Here is a 21,316-nt window from a genome sequence, read left to right as displayed (position 1 = left end):
GAGATCACGTCTTGCTTACGCATCCGACCCTCGATCAACTCTACGCGCTCGGCCTGCATGGCATGGCCAAGGCCTTCGCCGACATCGAAGCCGGCGGCGAGGCCGCAAGCCTCGGCCACGCCGAATGGCTCGCGCTGCTGCTCGAACGCGAAGCGTCATTGCGACGCGACAAGCGGCTGTCGAAGCGGCTGCAATACGCCAAGCTGCGCCAGGAGGCCTGCGTCGAAGACATCGACTACCGCACCCCACGCGGCCTCGACCGCAGCCTGCTGACGATGCTGGTCGAAGGCCGCTGGATCGATGACCACGCCAATCTGCTAATCTGCGGGCCCTCCGGCGTCGGCAAAAGCTGGCTCGCCTCAGCGCTCGGCAACAAGGCCTGCCGCGACAATCGCTCCGTGCTCTACCAGCGCGTCCCGCGGCTGTTCACCGATCTTGCTTTGGCGCGCGGCGATGGCCGCCACTCCCGCCTGTTGCGCGCGCTTGGCCGCGTCGATCTCCTCATCTTCGACGACTGGGGCCTCGAGCCGCTCGACGCCGCGGCCCGCCACGACCTCCTGGAGATCCTCGAGGACCGCTACGGCCGCCGCTCCACCATCGTCACCAGCCAGCTCCCGGTCGATCAATGGCACGCGCTGATCGGCGATCCCACCTACGCTGACGCCGTCCTCGACCGCCTGGTCCATAACGCCCACCGGATCGATCTCAACGGCGAAAGCATGCGGCGAACCCGCAAACCCGACCGAAAGGCCTGAGCCTGTGGCGCTGTGGACATGCCGCTACGCTTGGACAACGCGAAGGGCGTTGCCCACATGCCCACAGCAGGAGCAACAGAAAAACCCGCCCGTCGAGCCGCGATTCAAGATTGACCACGCGGCTTCGCCGATGCCAGAAACCAGACAGCCAGAACGCCTCACGCCCCGGGCGACATCAAATCGGAATGGTGGGCGAGATCATCTCGGAATCCTGGGCGAGATCAAATCGGTACACCCGGGCGAGATCATCGGAATCAGCAGACAACGTGAAGGTTGACGCCGAGCGGGCGTGGCGTTGCTCCATTTCGAGACCAAGAAAGCACGAGGTAAGCGGACCAAGGCGGACGCTTCAGAGCGCGTCGTGCCTGTCCACCCCGAGGCCGTACGCTTGGGCTTCCTAAGCTACGTTGAGGCTCGTCGCGCTGCGGATGGCGCAGACGCATGGTTGTTCCCGTCCCTTGGGAAGCCAGACTGCCCGGTGCCCGTCCCGCATCGAAGGGCCCACGCGGCCCCTGTAGCGCTCTGGGTGCTGGGGCTCGTCTCCACAGTCCAACCCCCGTGGTACCCACTGACGCCCTGTTCGGCCGTCTAAGGCCGCTCATGAGGAACCCTAAATACTTCCATAGTTCTCGAAATAACGATTGACTTGTCACGTTATTTCCATAATCGTTGAAATATGGAAAAATCGGATGTTGTCGCAGCCCTGTCCGCTCTCGCGCAAGACAATCGGCTGGATGTCTACCGGCTGCTCGTACAGGCCGGACCTGAGGGGATGCCTGCGGGAGCCGTGGCCGAAGCACTCGACCTCGCTCCGAACACCCTGACCTTCCACTTCGACCGCCTGCGGATCGCTGGGCTTGTCACCGTGCGCCGCGAAGGTCGCTCCATGATCTACACCGCCAAGTACGAGACCATGAACGCGCTGCTGGCCTACATGACCGAGAACTGCTGCGGCGGTGTCACCTGCAGGCCTGCCGCCGAGTGTAAGCCCGCGCGCAAACGAACCAAGATCACCGCCTGAACACCACTGCGTCACCGAGGAGGCCCATATGTCCGACATCAAGGAAGCGGTTCGCCAGAAGTATAGCCAGGCAGCCCTGCGCGTAGGCTCCTGTTGCGGCACACCTGCGTTAGAGGGGGCCAGTCCGATCACTTCCAACCTCTACTCCGACAAGGAAACGGGCGAGCTGCCGGAAGCCGCTGTGCTCGCCTCGTTGGGCTGCGGCAATCCAACTGCGTTGGCGGAGCTGAAAGAGGGAGAGACGGTGCTCGATTTGGGTTCGGGTGGAGGAATTGACGTGCTGCTATCCGCTCGACGTGTAGGCCCCACTGGTAAGGCCTATGGGCTCGACATGACCGATGAGATGCTCTCGCTGGCTCGGGAGAACCAGCAGAAGGCAGGTGCCAAGAACGTCGAGTTCCTCAAGGGCGAAATCGAGCGCATCCCGTTGCCCGACAACTCGGTTGACGTGATCATTTCCAACTGTGTGATCAATCTCTCTGGTGACAAGGACCAGGTGCTGCGTGACGCCTTCCGCGTTTTGAAGCCCGGTGGCCGGTTCGCTGTCTCCGACGTGGTGACCAAGGGCGCTGTCCCAGAGCAGCTTCGCAAGGACATGCTGCTGTGGGTCGGTTGCATTGCAGGCGCTCTCGAAGAGAACGAGTACACGTCGAAACTGACGGCCGTGGGCTTCGAGAAGCCTTCCATCGAGCCGACCCGAATTTACACGGTGGAAGATATGCGAGAGTTCTTGGCGGGCAAAGGGATCGACGTGGACGCTATGGCCCACGAGGTGGACGGGAAGTTCATGGGCGCCTCCATTCGGGCAGTGAAGCCAAGCACTGGCTCCGCATGTTGCGCCCCGAGCTGCTGCAACTGATGAGCGTCGGCATGTCGGATCAGTCGCACAATGTTCTTTTCCTCTGTACCGGCAACTCCGCCCGCTCGATCCTTGCAGAGGCCATTCTGAACAAGGTCGGGGCTGGAAAGCTCCGTGGCTATAGCGCCGGTAGTCAGCCCAAGGGGCAGGTGAACCCTCATGCAATCCAGCTCTTGGAGAGCCTTGGTTATGAGACGAGCGACCTGCGATCCAAGTCGTGGGATGAGTTCGCCAAGGCTGACGCCCCGAAGATCGATTTTGTGTTCACCGTTTGCGACAACGCAGCAGCGGAGGCCTGCCCGATCTGGCCGGGTCATCCAACAACAGCCCACTGGGGGATTGCTGATCCTGCGGAAGCCAAGGGAACGCCTGCCGAGGTAGCCTCGGCCTTCAAGGAAGCGTACCGGCTTCTAAACCAGCGGATCGGTGCTTTTGCCTCACTGCCCATCCAGTCGCTCGACCAGCTTGCCCTCAAGAACAAGCTCCGTGAAATAGGGCAGATGGAAGGCGCCACGCGCATCTCCGAGGCCACCTGATGGTCCACGGGAGCCGACAAGTAGCCGCCGAGTTTATCGGCACGGCGTTCCTTCTGGCTGCTGTTGTTGGTTCTGGGATCATGGCCCAGAAGCTCGCCGGTGGGAATGTCGCGCTGGCATTGTTGTGCAACACCATCCCCACAGGGGCAATCCTTGTCGTTCTGATCCTGATCTTCGGACCGCTTTCAGGTGCGCACTTCAATCCTGCGGTCAGCTTGGCATTTGCCATCAGGAGACGCATCGGCTGGACACTCGCACTCGTGTACATTGCAGCGCAGCTTGTAGGCGCGGTGGTCGGCGTGTGGCTTGCACATCTCATGTTTGAACAGCCGCTGTGGCAAAGTTCGCTCACGGTGCGCACTGGTGCTGGCCAGTGGCTCGCGGAGGCGGTCGCCACCTTTGGCCTTCTGTTGACCATCTTCGGGTGTGTCGCTCGAAAATCCGAGGCAGTGCCATATGCGGTGGGCCTCTACATCACGTCGGCCTACTGGTTCACCGCTTCCACGTCCTTCGCTAACCCGGCGGTGACTGTGGCGCGCTCGATGTCTGATACGTTCGCTGGCATCGCGCCCGGCGGTGTCGCGGCGTTCATCGTAGCCCAACTCGCCGGGATGGTTGCAGCTGTCGTGGTCAGCGGATGGCTGTGGGAAGACTGAGCCGCACAGCACGTGCAACTCTTCAGTTCGTCAGCTCCCTGCCGCAAGCTCGGCGGCGGCCTCTTAAACCCATGCGCGTCGCGATCCGGCGGCGCCCATTTCCTATTCGGCCAACGCGCTTTTGGGACGGGCGTTGCGCGCGGCGAACTGGGCGGGAGAGCGTGACAAGGTCTCGAGCTTGACGTCGGAGATCAGCTCAACCCTTGCAGACAACGCCGCTATCGAGGGGATGACGACGGCGTTGACTGAACAGTGGGGCAGCTTGCACATAGGCAACTATCTCGCTGATCCCGAGCAATTCGTCGATTTTTCGCGACTGAGCGATGGACAACAATCAATCCTGTATCTGTCAATCGTGCTTGGGATGCATGACATCGGTGCCAAAGTCCTCAGCGGGGAATTGGCCGAGGCGTTCGACATCGACAAGCTGAGGCTGGCCATCTTCACGATGATTGCGATAGAGGAGCCTGAGAATAGCTTGTCGCCACTATCTCGGGCGCGTCGTCAGGGCTATGGAGCAGCTCGCGACCGGTCGGGACGCTCAGGCGTCGCTTGCGACACATTCGCCTTCGTTGATGCGTCGTGTGCCGCCTGAGAACATCCGGTACATGCGTTTAAACAAGCGGCGCAAAACTGTGGTCAAGCGCATCGAGCTGCCCGAAGATCAAGAAGCGCTCAAGTTCGTTCGCGAGGGCGTTCAGGCGTTTCCGGAGCTCTATTTCTCGCGCTTCGTCATTCTCGGACAGGGCGATAGCGAGGAAGTCGTATTGCCGCGGCTGCTCGCTGCCAAGGGAATCCTGGTCGATGACGAGTCGATATCGGCCGTGCCTTTAGGCGGGCGACACGTCAATCATTTCTGGCGTTTGCTGCATGGGCTTGGCATACCGCATGTCACGCTCCTGGACCTGGATTTGGCGCGCTATCACGGAGGATGGGGCAGAATACCCGACCGCGACAAAGTCGGCAGTGATTCAATTCTTCTCTGGATGGTAGCGGCCTGCATCAGCAGAACCTCTCCGTCGAAGAATCTCTTCTACGCGAACTGCAAATGCCGTTTTTAGCGGCATCGTCCTTCCCCCGATCGGAGGCGCTTTCGGTCCGGTCACCCGGCCTTATGCGCGCGATCGTCCACCTCGCGGCGGCTGTCCCGGCCATTACGCCGGGCATTTGGGTACTATGACGGCTCCGTCGCCATACAGGTCCTTGAAAGAGCCTGCTGCAGGCGATCCCGTAGTTGCGTGTGTAGGAAGTTGCGGTGTGTTTAGGTGTCCCATTCGTCTCCTTGACCCAGGGATGGTGGTCGTCCCACGCGGACTGGTGGCAGATTGCACTGGCCGGTGCGATTTGCCCCGCGTGGCATAGCGTGTCAGCCGCGTTCGCTACGGCCAGCCCTTTGGCAACTGGAAACTGGGATTCAGGCAATACAGCTTTCACCATGCACACCTTACTCTGCGCTCTCCACCGGGCTGCGGCGCCCGATTTCGAGACGTTTCCCGGCATGCTTTGGTCCAGTCGTTTCCGACACCGGTAAGCCGGGCAAGTGAGAGCCATAACCAGCAGGCTCCATTCCTTCGAACACTCCCTTCTTCTCCACGCCTCAACGGCGCACGCCATGCGGCTTCGATCCCGCGCGCACGAGCAAGTCACGCCCTCGCGGGGGCAGAAACGAAAAACCGGACCTTTATGCAGCAGCCACCTGCACAAAGGCCCGGCCTTGTCTTAGCGTGCCGCGATACCAAACGGCTGCAAAGGACGCTTCATATCCTTTGGGAGGTCTCGCTTTTCATCCGGGTTTCGACCCGGAGGCGGCAATATATCAGTAGCCGATACGACTACTTCTTTTTCTTTGAAGTCTTCTTTGCCACCTTCTTGGTAGCTGCCTTCGCGGTCTTCTTTGCCTTCTTCGCTTTCTTGGCCATGTCGTCCTCTGTAAGAATTGGCTCTCAGTGAACATGCCCACGCCGTGCATAGACATGCGCACGAGTGAGACGTTATCACAAAAGCAAAATTGATACCAATGAGATGCGAATCCGCATTGAGTCGCTCGCCGGAGGCACTCGCTCTCGGGTCCCGCCGTCATTGCATTCCGGCGTCGCTATCACTGCCCCGAGCTCGGGTGCCTTTTTAACCGGTCTCGCGACTGCACTCGGTCCCGGGTCCCGCCGCTACGCGTCGGCGCTATGCTGACCCTCCTGCGGGTGCCTCTTAGCCGGGTCTCGCGACCCTTAGTGGTCTCCGCTTGGCTCCGCCCCATACGCTTCTCTTCCATATTAATGACGGGAGCCGTGCACCTCGGGCACAAAGCTTCCTGATCACGCCCGCCACCACCTCGCCGCTTAGACGCCGTGGGCCCTCAGACGGGTGGGGGCGCGGCGTGATTCATAATCTTCGGCATCGGGCTGCAGGTTGTCCAGACGGGCCGGACACGTGGCCCATTCGGTTCGAGGTCTACCGCGCGTGCAACTCTCTTCCGGCCGCGCGCCGTCATCGAGATTGAGAGTGAGAGTACGGACCGGGTTCCTCGTGACGGGTCGAAGGTCGGGAGAGAGACTTCCGGCGCCTGTCGTGGAGAACCGCGATGTCCAGACACACACGAGCTCGCGTTGGCGATGACCGGGCGAGCCTTTACACTGAAATCACCGACAAGATCATCGCAGAACTGGAGGCCGGCCGTATCCCTTGGGTGCAGCCATGGGGAACGGCGGCAATCAAGGCGCCGCTCGCCATGCCGCGCAATGCTTCGACGCTGCGGGGATATTCCGGAATTAACGTGCTGATTTTGTGGGGTGCCGTTATTGAGTGCGGCTTCTCCAGCCAGAGCTGGCTGACCTTTCGTCAGGCGCTCGGGCTCGGCGGCCATGTCAGGAAGGGAGAGCGAGGTACGACCGTTGTCTACGCGGATCGCTTCATTCCCGAGGACGAGCGTCGACGTACCGCAGAGACCGGGGAGGAGCCGGGCACGATCCCGTTTCTCAAGCGCTTTACCGTTTTCAACATAGAGCAGTGTGACGGCTTGCCCGAGGACGTCACCGGCTCGGTCGTCCCGCCGCCACCGGATCAGATCGAACCGCAGGCGGAATCGCTGATCGCCGCAACCGGCGCCGACTTCCGGATTGGCGGAGTGCGCGCTTACTACAATACGACCGGCGATTTTGTGCAGGTCCCGCCGCCAGCGGCGTATTTCGAGCCGATCAACTGGCATCGGACCGCGTTCCACGAATTGTCGCATTGGAGTGGAGCTGTTTCCCGGCTTGCTCGTGATCTTTCGGGGTCGTTCGGCTCCAAATCTTACGCGCGCGAGGAACTGGTCGCGGAGATGGCGGGTGCGTTCGTCTGTGCTTCACTTGGCATCGTGCCGACCGTGCGCCACGCCGACTATATCGGCTCCTGGCTGGAGGTGCTGCGTGAGGACAACCGCGCCGTTGTACGGGCGGCGAGCGCGGCGTCGAAGGCCGCCGATTTCCTGCTTGGCTTTCAGCAACGGCCGATCGCCTCTGTCGACGAGGAGGCCGCGTAATGCATCCGCCGGCCGTTTCGGCCCCGCCAATCGCTACAATCAGGGGCGCGTCTCCGCTCAGGGTGTCCGCACCCGTCTCAACCAGGCTGATGTGCCGGCGCGCGCGGTCGGGCTCGACATGGTGCAGGCCGGCTGGCGACCGACCGTCGACAACTATCTCGGCCGGGTTACCAAGCCGCGCATTCTGGAGGCGGTGCGGGAAGCCAAGGGCGAGTCGTCGGCGCAACTGATCGACCATCTGAAGAAGGCTGGGATGGCAAAGGAGGCCGAGCGTCTACTCGATGGCTCGGGCTGGTTGCCGGAGCCGCTGCGTCTCGTTGATCTCAATGCGGCGCCAGTGGAGCGGGAGGGTGAAGCGGGCCCGCTGCCCGAATTTCTCGCCGACGACGAGGATCCGGAGAACGGCGGCGACGAAGATCCGCAGCAACTCGACGCGGCTGAGTGAAATTACAGAGCGGGACGGCTCCGGCCGTCCCGCGGTTGCTTGGGGACCGGTGCGCAGCGCTGGTCCCCATTCTTATGGGCGAGGGCTCAGAGGGAGAGCCAGGCCGGGAAGGGTTTGAGCCGTCGGGGTCAGAGGAGAGCGCCTGATGGTTCGACCCATTCCTGCTCTCCGAAAGAAACCCTGCCATGACCGAATTTCTTGCCGGAGGCGCCGCCGCGCCGCTCTCCATGCGTGCGGCTGCAAATCTCACCTCTGCCGCTGTCAGGGCCGCGCGACAGGTCCTGACCGAGCTCGAACGCGGCCGTCGCATCGATGCCGCTGTTCTGCGTAGCGCCATGGAGTCTGCGTTCGGCGCCTCAGACACGGCTGGCGTTTGGAATTGGAAGACCGCCTATGACGTCTGCGAGGCGGCAACGGTTCTGTTCCTTCGCAAGTTCGGCCCCGCGATGCGTGCCAAGGCCGGCTCGACGGCAGCAATGCTGCCGATGCTCGCGAAGATCGCGAGCTGTCTGCCGACCCACACGCGGCGTTCCGAGGACAGCCAAGCGCTTCAGCAAATCTCGACGCCGATCCCGCTTGGGCTGGCGGCATGCGCCGCAGCCGGCATTACATCGGTCGATCGCGTTCTGGAGCCTTCCGCGGGGACGGGCTTGCTCGCCGTCTTTGCCGAGCTCGCCGGGGGCGACTTGGTATTGAATGAGCTGGCCGAGGCCCGCGCAGAGCTGCTCGGCCGTCTCTTCGCCAACGCTCAGGTCACGCGGTTCGACGCCGCTCAGATCGATGATCATCTTGATACGAGTGTCACACCTAGCGTTGTCCTGATGAACCCGCCGTTCTCCCCGGTGGCGAATGTCGATCGACGGATGGCGGATGCGGCTCTCCGCCACATGGCTTCAGCGCTCGCGCGTCTTTGCGACGGCGGACGCCTCGTCGCCATCGCTGGCGCAAGCTTCGCGCCGGATAATCCGGCATGGCGAGATGCCTTTGTGCGGCTCCAGGAACGCGGGCGGGTGGTGTTTTCTGCGGCAATCGACGGCGCCCTCTACGCGAAGCACGGAACACAAATCGACACACGGCTGCTTGTGATCGACAAGCTGCCCGCTGCCGATCCGACGGCTTTTCCTGCCTCGCCAGGCGTGGCGGCCGATGCCGCTACCTTGCTTGGTTGGGTGACCCAGCATGTGTCTCCAAGGCTGCCCGTCGCCCCACCATCGGAGATCGCGGCTATCGGGCGGCCAGCGACGTCACGATCGGTCGGCGCCGTTGCACCAATTTCTTCGTCCTCTTCGATAAGCGCAGCACCAGAAGGTGTCGAACTTGCGTACGAGACGGTCGAATGGTCGCCGCCGGAAGGCGCCCGGCTGACCGATGCGCTTTACGAGGAGTATGGATTGCAGTCGATCCGTATTCCCGGATCGTGCGCACACCCGACCAAACTCGTGCAATCCGCGGCGATGGCGTCCGTTGCGCCACCGAAGCCATCCTACCGTCCGCACCTGCCGGCCAACCTCGTGGTGGATAGCATTCTATCGGACGCCCAGCTTGAGAGCGTCATCTATGCCGGAGAGGCGCATTCTGAGTTTCTCGCGGGCTCCTGGACGGTCGACGCGACCTTTGATGTTGTGGCCGCCGCGCGCGATGACGCGGATAATGCCGTCCGCTTTCGCCGCGGCTGGTTCTTGGGCGATGGCACCGGCGCGGGCAAGGGGCGGCAGGTCGGCGGCGTCCTGCTCGACAACTGGCTCAAGGGCCGCCGCCGCGCGGTCTGGATCAGCAAGTCCGACAAGCTGATCTTATCCTAACAGTGTGATCCTGTCTCAGAATCAGGCATGGAGCGGCGTCACCGGTATTGCGGTGGAGCTCTTCAGACGTCCGAGTCAAGCGTTCCCGCAGCGTAGCGAGGACAACGCTTGACGCGGCGGCGCCACCACAAGCTAGTCAAAGGGTGCAGGCGAAGTCCTGCAACCCTGCCACGCGGCGAGCGGGAGAGCGCGAGGGGAACCCCTCGCATCCTAAACAAAAAGAGTGCGCCGAAGGCGCTCCGCTTTGAGAACGTATGCCGCAGCTTTACTTTACCGATCTTGGCGCATTGCGCCGCCCGGCCATTGTCGATGGCGTTACTCATGAACTTTCCGAAGAGGTGATTGCAGGGGCGGAGAGCTCCGGCCTCGTGGACGGGATGCCGTTCATCCTCGGACATGACGGCAGCTACGATCACGATCTCAACCGTTTCTTCCGGGCTTGTCCCACGATGGGCGTGCGATCGCTGAACAGCCTTCGTGCCTACGCGCGCGATATTGTGGTGTGGCTGCGCTTCCTTGCCGAACGGCGTGACGGCAAATCGGTCTGGTCGGTAGATCGCGACGATATCGCCGCCTTCCATGAGGCACGCCGGCTGTCGCCCCCGCCGCATCGTATCTCGGCATCATCGTGGAACCGCGCCGTCGCGGCTCTCGACAAACTTTACCGCTGGGCTGTCGAAGAGAAGCTGATCGCCAAGGCGCCGTTCACATATCGGCAGGCCTGGACGCGCGCGCTGGACGGAAGCGCGATCAGCGTCGCGGCGAACATGGCGCGCGAGACAGCCGCCCGCAACGGCGACATGCGCTTCGTGTCGCTGGACCGCTATCTGCTGTTTCGAGATGTCGGTCTGCGCGGCCGACTACCCGATGGGCGGGAGGACGCGACGTGGCGAGGACGCAACGGCGAGCGCAATGCCCTTTTCGCCGAGCTTCTGGTGACGACCGGTCTCAGGTTGCAGGAGGCGTCACACCTGTTGACGGTAGAGTTGCCAGCCCCGGACCGGCACCAAGGGCAGCGCTCTGTCCCGTTCCGGCTGGCGGCTGCAACCGCCAAGGGCAGCAAGGCTCGGGAGGTTCGGCTGCCGGCGCGTCTGCTCGAACGGCTACGCGACTATGCGGACGTGGAGCGGGTGAACGCTCTCGCGCGCTGGCGCGAGCGCCGCTCATGGATGCGGATCGACGCGCCTATGATGGTCACCGGCCATGACCGCCAATCGCTGCATCTCGATCATGGCCGCGTCCGCTTCGATCGGCTCAATCCCGGAGAGCGCGGCCGGCTTCTCCATGAGCAAGGCAAGGAGCCGTTGGCGCTGTGGCTGACCGAAGGCGGCCTGCCGATGCCGATGACCTCGTGGCAGGCGGTGTTCCGCCGCGCAAGCGCACGCTGCCGCGGCTTCGGCATCAACATCGAGGTGACGCCGCACATGCTGCGCCACAGCTTTGCGGTCCACATGCTGACCCTGCTGTTGCGCGAGCAGATTGGCTGGATGCTGGAAGAACGCGCCGGGCGCATGAGTCCCGCGTATCGCCGCCTGATCGGCGATCCGCTGCTCAAGCTGCAACGGCTGATGGGGCATAGCCGGATCGAGAGCACCTACATCTATCTCGATCATCTCGATGATAGTCAGGCGCTTGTCGACGCGGCAGTCGAGCAATGGGGACTGGATGTTGCATCCGTCAGGGACGTGGCATGAGCGGTCGCGGTCGTCGCGCGAGTTTCCCCGATCTTGACGACGAGGATGCAGAAGTCGGTTCGGGAGCGGTTGTCCGGACGCTCGATTCCCGACGATTCCGCGTGCGAGTGGATGGTGGCGGCGAGCTGGCGCTCGATCTGTCGTCGTGGCCGCATCCGTCGTTCACGGCATCCATTGCGCCGATCTTGCAGGAGCTTGTCCGCGGAATGGGTCCCGCGCCGGTCATGCGCACGGTTCGTTGCAAGGTTCTCGACTTACGGCGCTTCTGGCGCTTCCTCGACGAAGCCGCAATAACACTCTGCAGCATCGATGATGTCACGGCCGATCTGATCGACCGTTACGAGGACTGGCTGGAGCAGAACACACCAAGCCAGGCTGCTGTACGCCGCCTGATCGCTCCACTGATCGGAATCATGCGCCTTGCGGTCGAGAACGAACCCGACCGGTTCCCAAAGGCGCTGGCAAACCGTTTGACCTGGCTCGGTCGAGGAGAGCTTGCAGGCAGTCGCCCGCGCGATGCCTACAGCAGCGGTGTCACAGCCGCGTTGAGGACCGCCGCCCGCAATCAGGTTGCCGAAGCTGCCAAGCGCGTGCTTATCGACGAGGCCATGCCCGCGCGCCGGGGCGATATCGAGGCATGCCCGGCGCTGCATCGCCACCATGACGACGTCATCGCTTTGCTCGCCAGAGAAGGATCGCTTGGCACGCACAATCCGACGTTCTGGCGGCTCAAAGGCGCGCTGTGGAACCGCAAGATGCCGGCTCTGTCGTCGGAGGACCTGCATGGTCAATTGTATCTGACACGCATCGACCTGATCGGCTTCCTCGTCGCCCTGTCGCTGCAGACAGGCATGGAGATCGAGTGCCTGAGGAGCCTGAAGGCCGATTGCCTGCGTAATCCGTCGCGCGGTTATGTCGAGATCGAGTATCGCAAGCGTCGCGCGCGAGGTGCGGAATGGAAGCGACTGCGGGTCCGTGATGGCGGCAGTTCGACACCCGGCGGCATCATCCGGCAGGCGATACGTCTGACCGAACGCGCCCGCCGCTACCTCGGAACGGACGCATTATGGGCGTGGTGGAACGGATATGGCCTGCGCGGTCCGAAGATCAGCCGGAGGAGCATTCTCGCCTTCGTCGCCCGGCATGGCCTGACCGCGGATGACGGAAGCCCGCTTCATCTGGAGCTGTCGCGGTTACGCAAGACGCAGAAGGCAGAACGTTATCTGCACACGCAGGGGCAGCTTGAGGACTTTGCCGTCGGCCACACTATTGCAGTCGCGGCGCGTCATTATGCCGATATCCCGGCTCTGCGACACGTCCACGAGAACACGATCGCCGATGCACTCCGAGATGCGCTTGACTCGGCGCTAAAGCCGAAGCTCATGCCGCCGGCAATCGAGAAGGCGGTCCGCGCCAGCCCGGAAGAGTCGGGACTGCCGGTTCCACCCGATCAGGTCGGCGAGCTCCTCGACGGCGAGCAGGACGTCTGGCTGGCAAGTTGCGCCGGCTTCCACGCCAGCCCCTTCGGGCAACCGGGAGAAGCTTGTCCTACACCGTTCTGGGGATGTCTCGAATGCGCTAACGCCGTGATCACGGCCCGGAAGCTGCCGGCGCTGATCGCCTTCGACACGTTCATGATCGGTCAGCGCGCCCTGATGGACGAACGAAGCTGGGCAGCCCGGTTCGGCCGAGCTCATCGCCGGATCGTTGAACAGATATTGCCGGCATTCCCGCCACAAGTCGTAGCCGAAGCGCGCGCTGCGGCCGAGAAGCCCGACACCAACCTCATCTACATGCCGCCAGAGGCGTATGCATCTTGAACCAGCAGACTCCCGTCACGCGCCTTTCCATCAGATCGCGTTATCGTTCCGCGACCGATATCGTGCTTGCCTCGATGCCGCTCCGTGACGGGACGGCTCGCAGCTGCCTGTCACGGTTCGGTGACGACTGCTGGGACATGGCGCCGGGAATCTTCCAGACTCGCGCGCGCCACGTTTACCACGAACTCGACTTCTCCGGGATGGATTGCCCGGCCGAACGCCTGACCGCAAAGGAATATATCTACGCTGGCCTCAACGAACGCCTGTCCGACGGACGACCCCGGTTGCGTCCCGCATCGGCGCGCGTCGCTCTTCGCGATCTCGCCCGCTTTATGGCATTCGTGCGGGAACAACGGGGCCGCTTCGACGCCGCCATGATCAATCAGGATCTGATCGATGCCTACCGATCGTCGCTGGTTGCGGCGACCTCGACGAGCGCCCGGCAGATCACGCGGTATCTGAAGCCGATCATTGAACTGCATCGTCTTGCCGCCTGGCTGACCTGCGGCGGACTTAGCTTCCTGCCCTGGGGCGGGCGCACGCTCTATCGCGTCGCCGGCTGCGGACCGAGAGGCGACGAGAACCGGACGCCACGCATTCCCGAACCGGTGATCGGAGCGCTGCTGCACTGGTCGCTCAAATACATCGATCTGTTCTCAACCGACATCTTCGCGGCACGAGCCGAACTGGATGCGCTCGAGGCGCGCTTTGCCGCCCGGCGAGGCCGCACGCCCGACGTGGTCGCCAGCATGACGGAATGGATCGATCGGCGGCGACGCATGGCCCGTGGCGTTCCGGTCTGGAGCGATCCGGCCGGGATCGGCGGCACCGCCCGCAGGCTCTCGCCCGACGGCAAGCTCAAGGGCGAAGTCCTCAATATGCGGCTCATCGGACTTCAAAGCGGCCTCAACCACACCGCGATCTATGAGAGTGACGAAGCGCGGCTGCGCCTGTTCCAGGCTGTCGATGAACTGGGAGTCGAGCGGGGAGGACTGGACAGCGCAATCTCGATTGATCCTGACACCGGTCTGTCCTGGCGCGGTCGCTTTGATCATCTGAGCCTTGCCGAAGAAGAGAAGCATCTGCAAGCGGCCGCCTATGTGCTTTGCTCCTATCTGACCGGCATGCGTGACGGCGAAGTGCAGTCCATGCGCCCCGGCTGTGTCGCCCGCTCGCTGAGCGCTGATGGCATGATCGAACGTCTCGCATTGCGCAGCACGATCTACAAGCACCGCGGAACACGCGGAGAGCCCGCCGAGTGGATCACCATAGAACCCGTCGATCGCGCCGTCGCCATCGCAGAACGTCTCGCCGCACAGCATCGACGGCAGCGCAACGAGGACGATCTCTGGCTTACACTCGATCGTCGCAGCCGATCCGCCGGCCGGGGCATTCCCGGCATCGTAAACCAGATCAACCGATTCCGCGTCCACCTCGACGAGAACTATGGCGGAGAGGAAGAACCGGCGATCCCGACCGTCGATGGACAGCCCTGGTCGTTCACCACCCGGCAGTTCCGACGCACGCTAGCCTGGTATATTGCCAATCGCCCCTTTGGCGTGGTCGCCGGCAAGATCCAGTACAAGCACGCTTCAGTCGCGATGTTCGACGGCTATGCGGGCTCCTCGGCATCAGGCTTCCGGCAGGAGGTCGAGCAGGAGCGCGCGCTCGGCCAGCTCGACGATGTCGTCGCCCAATACGAGGCACATTGTCGTGGCCAGGAACTTGCCGGACCTGCCGCCTCGCGCCTTGCTGCCGAGTACGATCGCGTTCAGCGCGAACTTGAGCCATTCCCCGGACGTATCGCTGACATGGGACGGCTGCGCGCGATGCTCGCCCATCTGGCCCGCACGCTCCATGTCGGCCATCTGAACGACTGCTTCTTCGAGCAGGCGACGGCGCTGTGCCTCGACAAGGGCAAGGGGCGACCGACTGGCCCGGCTCTATCGCGCTGCGCACCGGACCGCTGTCCGAACGCCTGCATCACCCAGCGGCATCTGCCGGTCTGGGAGGCATCAATCGCCGAAGCGGACCTTCTGTTGCAGGACAAACGCGTGCCGCGCTTCCAGCGCGAGGCCCTGCAGCGCGATAACGATCGCAAGCGCAAGCTGGTCGCCCCGCTCAAGGCTGGAGGCGCGTCATGACCGCGCCCGTCAGCCAGTCGACTGAGCAGGCTCTTCGCGCAGCCATGCAGCGTCTCCTGTCCGGCTCCGCCGTCAAGACGGATGGCCGCTTCACCGTTGTCAATCTGGCTATCGAGGCGGGCGTCAGTCGCGCCACCGCCAATCGGGCAACCGCAGTGCTGGCGGAGTTCCGGAGCGCAGTGGCCGGCCGCAGAGCGAGAGGGGCGCGGGTGGAGGCTGCCTTTGCAGGCGCGGGAGAGGAGAGCCGCAACGCTCACATCCTCGCCCAGCACATACAGGCCCGCGCCCTGCACAAAAGGCAAGAAGCGCAGCGCGCCGAGCGCGCCAACATCCTGCCATTCCGGAGAAAGAACCATGACGCCAACAGCAAAAAAGGCGGTGAGACACCCTAGACAGTTTAGATATCTGATCGAAGATGCGCAGCGCGACTGGTCCGCGCTCGGCATGGAGCGCCTGCTTGTTACGCCGCTGTCCCGGTTTCGGCAGGGCACGCCGGTCCGGCTTTCGGAAGGCATCCTATTTACCACCTACGCCACGCTACGGACCGACGAGCGCGGCGAAAAGCTTTCGCGTGTCCGGCAGATTGTCGAATGGTTGGGCTCCGACTTCGACGGAGTGATCGTCTTCGACGAGAGCCACGCCATGCAGAATGCGGTCGGGGGCAAGGGGGAGCGCGGCGACCAGGCGGCCTCTCAGCAGGGGCGCGCGGGCTTGAGACTCCAGCACGCGCTGCCGAATGCTCGCGTCGTTTATGTATCGGCGACGGGCGCCACCACGGTCCATAACCTCGCTTATGCCCAACGCCTCGGCCTTTGGGGCGACGCCGACTTCCCGTTCGCCACCCGTGCCGAGTTCGTTGCAGCGATCGAGGAGGGCGGCGTTGCGGCAATGGAGGTGCTGGCGCGCGACCTCAAGGCGCTCGGCCTCTACACGGCCCGCTCGCTCTCTTACGAGGGCGTCGAGTACGAACTGGTCGAACACCAGCTTACGCCGGAGCAGGTTCGCATCTACGACGCCTATGCCGGTGCGTTCAGCGTCATCCATAATAACCTGGATGCGGCGATGCGCGCCGCCAACATCACCGGCGAAACCGGAACGCTGAACGGCCAGGCAAAATCCGCGGCACGGTCCGCCTTCGAAAGCGCCAAGCAGCGCTTCTTCGGCCATCTCCTGACTTCGATGAAGACGCCGTCGCTGATCGGCTCGATCGAGCGCGATCTCGATGCTGGCCATGCGACCGTCATCCAGATCGTGTCGACGGGCGAAGCGCTGATGGAACGTCGGCTTGCGGCAATTTCGACCGAGGAGTGGGGCGACGTCCAGGTCGACATCACGCCGCGCGAGTACGTCCTCGACTATCTCGCCCATTCCTTCCCGGTCCAGCTCTACGAGCCCTTCACTGATTCAGAGGGCAACCTCTGCTCCCGGCCTGTCTATCGCGACGGCCAGCCGGTCGAGAGCCGGGAAGCCGTCGCACGCCGCGACCGCCTCATCGACAAGCTTGCCTCGCTACCGCCGGTACCCGGCGCGCTGGATCAGGTCGTCCAGCGCTTCGGCACCGACATGGTCGCCGAGGTCACCGGCCGCTCGCGCCGCATCGTGCGCAAGCGCGACCGGCTGGTGGTCGAAAACCGAGCCGGTTCGGCCAACCTCGCCGAGACCTCAGGCTTCATGGATGACGTCAAGCCTATCCTCGTTTTCTCCGACGCCGGCGGCACGGGGAGGAGCTATCACGCCGAACTGTCGGCGCGGAATCGCCGCTTGCGAGTCCACTACCTGCTCGAGCCCGGCTGGAAGGCCGATGCCGCAATCCAAGGCCTCGGCCGGACCAGCCGGACCAACCAGGCGCAGCCACCGCTGTTTCGTCCGATTGCGACAGACGTGAAGGCCGAAAAGCGCTTTCTCAGCACCATTGCCCGCCGGCTCGACACGTTGGGAGCCATTACGCGCGGCCAACGTCAGACCGGAGGGCAGGGCCTGTTCCGGCCCGAGGACAATCTCGAAAGCCAGTACGGACGTGATGCGTTGCGTCAGCTCTACACGCTGCTCGCGCGAGGCAAGGTCGACGACTGCTCGCTTGGAAGGTTCGAGGATGCGACCGGTCTGAAGCTCATGGATGCCAATGGGCTCAGGGATGACCTGCCGCCGATCACGACCTTTCTGAACAGGTTATTGGCGCTCACCATCGACCTACAGAATGTGCTGTTCACCGCCTTCGAGCAGCTCTTGACCGCTCGGATCGAAGGCGCGGTTGCATCCGGCACCTACGACGTGGGGTTGGAAACCCTCCGTGCCGAGAGCTTCGTCGTCACCGACCGGCGGACGATCTATGACCATCCGGGGACCGGCGCCGAGACCAGGCTGCTCACGATCACGCAGCGCCAGCGCAATCGTCCGGTCAGCCTGGATGACGCTCTTGCTCGTCTTTCCGATCGTCAGGCCGTCCTGCTCGTCAATGAGCGCTCGGGACGAGCCGCCGTGCAGGTCCCCGCGGCGAGCGTCATGCTCGATGACGGCGAGATCGAGCGGCGCGTCCGTCTGATCCGGCCGATGGATCAGCACACGGTCCCCTTGACCACCATGGCCGAAAGTCATTGGAGCGAAGCGGATCGTGAACGCTTTGCCTTGACCTGGCAGGCGGAGCTTGCCGAGCTGCCCGAGTTCACGGAAAGCACGATCCACGTCGTGGCGGGCTTGCTGTTACCGATCTGGAAGCGGCTACCGAACGAATCGACCCGCGTCTATCGGCTCCAGACCGATGCGGGCGAACGCATCATCGGACGCACGGTTTCTGCCGCGTGGGTCGCAAGCGTCCTTGCGGCCGACGCGCCCGCGCTGACGCCGGACGCCGTATTTGCCGCGCTGATGGAGGGGCGCACCGTCTTCGACCTCGCCGAAGGCCTCCAGCTTCGCCGTGTCCGGGTCATGGGCGCATACCGCATCGAGCTGTCGGGCTTCACCGACACCATGCGCGATCGACTGCGAGCGTACGGTCTCTTTGGGGAGATCATCTCCTGGAAGCTGCGCATGTTCGTGCCCATGGACGCGAGCGGCGCCGAGATCCTGTCGAAGGTGCTCGACACCTATCCGGTTGCGCGCATCAGCGAGCGGGAGGCGGCGTGATGTCCCGCGATATCTCCGAACTGGCAGGTCGCCTCGCGCGCGAGGCCGAGGCGGTGTGCCGACACTATCTCTCCAATGGCAAGCGGGCGGGGCGATACTGGGTGGTCGGCGACGTCCACAACACGCCGGGCCGATCGCTCTTCGTGCGACTCCAGGAATCGCCGAAGGGCGCCGCCGGCAAGTGGACTGATGCGGCGACCGGCGAGCATGGCGATCTCCTCGACATCATCCGCGAATGCCGAGGTTTGCGCGATTTCCGCGAGGCCGCTGAGGAGGCGAAGCGCTTTCTGAAGCTACCTCGTTCCGAGCAGCAACCGCCCCCGAGACCCGTTCGTCCAGCAGTGTCGGCCGGATCGCAGGAAGCCGCCCGTCGGCTCTTTGCGATATCCAGCCCGATCGAAGGGACGATGGTTGAAAGATATTTGCAGCGTCGCGGAATAGCCCGCGTCCACCATGGTGGCAGCCTCCGCTTCCACCCGCGTTGCTACTACCGGCCGGACGAGCATTCGTCGACCGAAACCTGGCCCGCAATGATTGCCTCCGTCACGGACCTCGAGGGACGGATCACCGGCGTGCACCGCACCTGGCTCGATCCATACGGATTTGACCGCACGCGGCTCGGCAAGGCTCCGATCGATACGCCACGGCGGGCCATGGGCGACCTGCTCGGCAATGCCGTTCGTTTCGACGTGGTGGACGACGTGCTCGCTGCGGGCGAGGGGATCGAGACCATGCTGTCGCTGCGTTATGTACTGCCGACCTTGCCCATGACCGCTGCGCTCTCGGCCAATCACCTCTCAGCCATGTTGCTGCCGTCTGGCCTACGCCGACTCTATATCGCCCGTGACGCAGACGCCGCCGGAGATGCCGTACAGGCTATTCTTACCCAGCGCGCAGAAGCCGCCGGCATTGAAGCGATCGCATTGTCGCCCCGGCTGGGCGACTTCAATGAAGATCTGCACATCTTCGGCCTCGAGGCCCTCAGAGCAGCGTTGCTACTGCAACTCGTACCGGAGGACGTCCTCCGTTTCCTGCATTCGTCGATGGCAACCGCGGAATAGCCCCGGCAATTCGATGGCGTCGACAGGCCGGTCGCGGTGCGGCCGCTGCCGGAAGAGGTCGCGACCACGGCCTTCTAGAGGGCGATCGGACGGCAAGCGGCTCGGGCCGGCAATGGCTGCGTCCGGCTATTTTCCGCCGCGCGCCGGCGACGAGAAGACACATTAGCCATCTGGCGAGCGCGCTTTGCATCGCGAAGCAAAATAGCCGGCCTCCGCCATCCTCCGCTGCGCTTCGGCCCTCCGCTCTGCTCTGGGTTCTGGCCCGTTCCGCCTGCCGTCTGAGTGATCGCCACGAAGGCCGCGATGGTCGCGGCCGATCCGGCAAAGGATCGCCTCCATGACCGACCACGACGACATCGAACCGCCGCATGCCGCTTCTGCGACCGAACACGTTCTTACCGAATTGCAACTCTTCGGTTACCGCCCCTTCGACGACCAGCCCGATCCACGGCCGCTTCCCGAGGGCAAGAGCATAACCGGCGCCGTCGCCGACATCTTCGATGCTCTGGTCGCGACGTTGAGCGACACGCGGCTCGAGCCGGACCTTGACGATCTGCTCTGGTCGACCGTCAACCTGTTCCATCGTGCCGTCGACCGCATCGGGCGTCAACTTGACGACAACGAACAGGCGCAGCAGAAGAGCCAGCGCGAGCAGGACGGTTCCGAAGTTCGATCGGTCGAACTCGAACGCATCACGGCGGAAGGCATCACGCTGATCGAGCGCCGCAACTGCCTGGAGCTCTTCCGTGATCAGGCCATCGAGCGCTTTGAGACTCACACCGGCTCATTCTGGCGCCCCCGATCGGGATCGCTAGTGAACTATCGTACGCTGACCGCAGCGATGATCGACTCCCGCGACTTCATCGCGGCGAAGCGCCGCGCCGAGACCGAGGTCATGCTGCCGCCAGGACCGAAGATCGCGCTCACCGGAGGGCTCGACTTCAACGACCACCACCTCATCTGGGATCGTCTCGACAAGGTTCACGCCAAGCATCCCGACATGGTCCTGCTCCACGGCGGCTCACCGAAGGGGGCCGAATTGATCGCCTCCAAATGGGCGACCACCCGCAAGGTGCCCCAGATCGCCTTCAAGCCCGATTGGACGAAACATGCCAAGGCAGCACCGTTCAAGCGCAACGATGCCATGCTCGAACTCCTGCCGATCGGCATCATGCACTTCCCGGGCACGGGAATCCAGGGCAACCTCGCCGACAAGGCGAAGCGGCTTGGCATCCCCGTCTGGAGGTTCGGCGGCGCGTGAGCGCGGCCATCTCGCGTCCAAGCCATCGAGGCGGAGTTGCACGCGCCGCAACTCCGCCTCGTTTCGGTCTCATATCCAGAGTTGCGCCGTGGTGGTGGTGGAAGGCGCAACTGGTACATCTATGCACATGGAGCCACCACCATGCTCGCTATTGGACTTGTTCTCAACACACTCGGCATCGGCCTATTCTGCTGGGCGATTTTCGCGCTCGCAGTGTATGCCCTGCCGTTTTTCGTCGCCCTGAGTATCGGGATGACTGCGTTTCAGAGCGGCGCCGGCCTCCTTGGCGCGCTACTTATCGCAACCGCCGGCGGTGCGCTGACGCTCGTCCTTAGCCAGGTCGCGTTTGCTGCTACTCGGTCCTCCGCCTTGCGCGTCGCGATCGCCACAGCATTCGCTGCTCCCGCCGCCGTCGCAGGCTATCATGTGGTGTTCGCCCTGTCCCAGATCGGGGTGCCTTCGCTGGCTTGGCGTGAGGTCTTCGCTTGCCTCGGCGCAGTTTGCATTGGCGTTATGTCATGGACGCGCTCGATGGTTTTGGTGGAGACCCGCCCGTTAGAGGCGGGCGGGGTGGTGGATTAATCCGTCCTAACCGGTTCTTACGGCCGCATGGCCCGAGGGG

15 protein-coding genes and 3 pseudogenes are annotated in these 21,316 nt (G+C 63.5%); all 18 read left to right on the top strand.

Annotated elements, in window-relative coordinates; genetic code table 11:
- Window positions 1-11 precede the first annotated feature (11 nt).
- The 18 genes and pseudogenes from istB (at window position 12) to MTX21_RS19085 (ending at window position 21,276) form a co-directional block, all read left to right on the top strand.
- Entirely contained in the window at window positions 12-755 is a 744-nt protein-coding gene (gene istB, locus MTX21_RS19170) for an IS21-like element helper ATPase IstB (RefSeq protein ID WP_280964598.1), read from the top strand.
- Between the two features lie 676 nt (window positions 756-1,431).
- The gene (locus MTX21_RS19165) at window positions 1,432-1,776 is read left to right on the top strand and encodes a metalloregulator ArsR/SmtB family transcription factor (protein WP_280966316.1); all 345 of its coding nucleotides are present in this window, start codon (window positions 1,432-1,434) and stop codon (window positions 1,774-1,776) included.
- Between the two features lie 28 nt (window positions 1,777-1,804).
- Entirely contained in the window at window positions 1,805-2,635 is an 831-nt protein-coding gene (locus tag MTX21_RS19160) for an arsenite methyltransferase (RefSeq protein ID WP_280966315.1), read from the top strand.
- Between the two features lie 11 nt (window positions 2,636-2,646).
- Window positions 2,647-3,171, top strand: a complete 525-nt coding sequence (locus MTX21_RS19155) for an arsenate reductase ArsC (RefSeq protein WP_280971100.1) — start codon at window positions 2,647-2,649, stop codon at window positions 3,169-3,171.
- Window positions 3,171-3,827, top strand: coding sequence for an MIP/aquaporin family protein (locus MTX21_RS19150; protein ID WP_280966314.1), 657 nt, complete (start codon window positions 3,171-3,173; stop codon window positions 3,825-3,827). Before MTX21_RS19155 ends, MTX21_RS19150 begins: the two co-directional genes overlap by 1 nt.
- Before the next feature lie 133 nt (window positions 3,828-3,960).
- A complete protein-coding gene (locus tag MTX21_RS19145) occupies window positions 3,961-4,422 on the top strand; it encodes a hypothetical protein (protein WP_280971397.1) in 462 nt (153 codons plus the stop codon).
- A gap of 13 nt (window positions 4,423-4,435) precedes the next feature.
- Window positions 4,436-4,888 (top strand): ATP-dependent endonuclease, encoded by a 453-nt coding sequence (locus MTX21_RS19140; protein ID WP_280966312.1) that lies wholly within the window; start codon window positions 4,436-4,438, stop codon window positions 4,886-4,888.
- A gap of 1,517 nt (window positions 4,889-6,405) precedes the next feature.
- Window positions 6,406-7,344: a zincin-like metallopeptidase domain-containing protein gene (locus MTX21_RS19135; RefSeq protein WP_280966311.1), complete on the top strand. Its 939-nt coding sequence runs from the start codon at window positions 6,406-6,408 to the stop codon at window positions 7,342-7,344.
- Between the two features lie 22 nt (window positions 7,345-7,366).
- Window positions 7,367-7,789 (top strand): annotated as a pseudogene (locus MTX21_RS19130) (DNA-binding protein); the annotation flags it as partial.
- Window positions 7,790-7,974: 185 nt separating this feature from the next.
- Window positions 7,975-9,684 (top strand): annotated as a pseudogene (locus tag MTX21_RS19125) (strawberry notch-like NTP hydrolase domain-containing protein); the annotation flags it as partial.
- A 161-nt stretch (window positions 9,685-9,845) separates the two neighbouring features.
- Window positions 9,846-11,285 (top strand): site-specific integrase, encoded by a 1,440-nt coding sequence (locus MTX21_RS19120; protein WP_280966310.1) that lies wholly within the window; start codon window positions 9,846-9,848, stop codon window positions 11,283-11,285.
- Window positions 11,282-13,105: a hypothetical protein gene (locus MTX21_RS19115; RefSeq protein ID WP_280966309.1), complete on the top strand. Its 1,824-nt coding sequence runs from the start codon at window positions 11,282-11,284 to the stop codon at window positions 13,103-13,105. The genes MTX21_RS19120 and MTX21_RS19115 overlap by 4 nt, the downstream gene beginning before the upstream one ends.
- 137 nt (window positions 13,106-13,242) lie before the next feature.
- Window positions 13,243-15,249: a hypothetical protein gene (locus MTX21_RS19110; RefSeq protein ID WP_280966308.1), complete on the top strand. Its 2,007-nt coding sequence runs from the start codon at window positions 13,243-13,245 to the stop codon at window positions 15,247-15,249.
- Window positions 15,246-15,641 carry a hypothetical protein gene (locus MTX21_RS19105; RefSeq protein ID WP_280966307.1) on the top strand — a complete coding sequence of 132 codons (396 nt, stop codon included), beginning with the start codon at window positions 15,246-15,248 and terminating at the stop codon, window positions 15,639-15,641. Before MTX21_RS19110 ends, MTX21_RS19105 begins: the two co-directional genes overlap by 4 nt.
- Before the next feature lie 13 nt (window positions 15,642-15,654).
- Window positions 15,655-18,372 (top strand): annotated as a pseudogene (locus MTX21_RS19100) (strawberry notch family protein); the annotation flags it as partial.
- The gene (locus MTX21_RS19095) at window positions 18,372-19,433 is read left to right on the top strand and encodes a toprim domain-containing protein (RefSeq protein WP_280966306.1); all 1,062 of its coding nucleotides are present in this window, start codon (window positions 18,372-18,374) and stop codon (window positions 19,431-19,433) included. The pseudogene MTX21_RS19100 and the gene MTX21_RS19095, both read left to right, overlap by 1 nt.
- A gap of 337 nt (window positions 19,434-19,770) precedes the next feature.
- A complete protein-coding gene (locus tag MTX21_RS19090; protein ID WP_280966305.1) occupies window positions 19,771-20,694 on the top strand; it encodes a DUF2493 domain-containing protein in 924 nt (307 codons plus the stop codon).
- A gap of 141 nt (window positions 20,695-20,835) precedes the next feature.
- Window positions 20,836-21,276: a hypothetical protein gene (locus MTX21_RS19085; RefSeq protein ID WP_280966304.1), complete on the top strand. Its 441-nt coding sequence runs from the start codon at window positions 20,836-20,838 to the stop codon at window positions 21,274-21,276.
- Window positions 21,277-21,316 lie beyond the last annotated feature (40 nt).

The sequence above is a fragment of the Bradyrhizobium sp. ISRA430 genome (genome assembly GCF_029909975.1).
Classification (GTDB): Bacteria; Pseudomonadota; Alphaproteobacteria; order Rhizobiales; family Xanthobacteraceae; genus Bradyrhizobium.
This window is presented reverse-complemented; position numbering and strand designations above follow the sequence as displayed.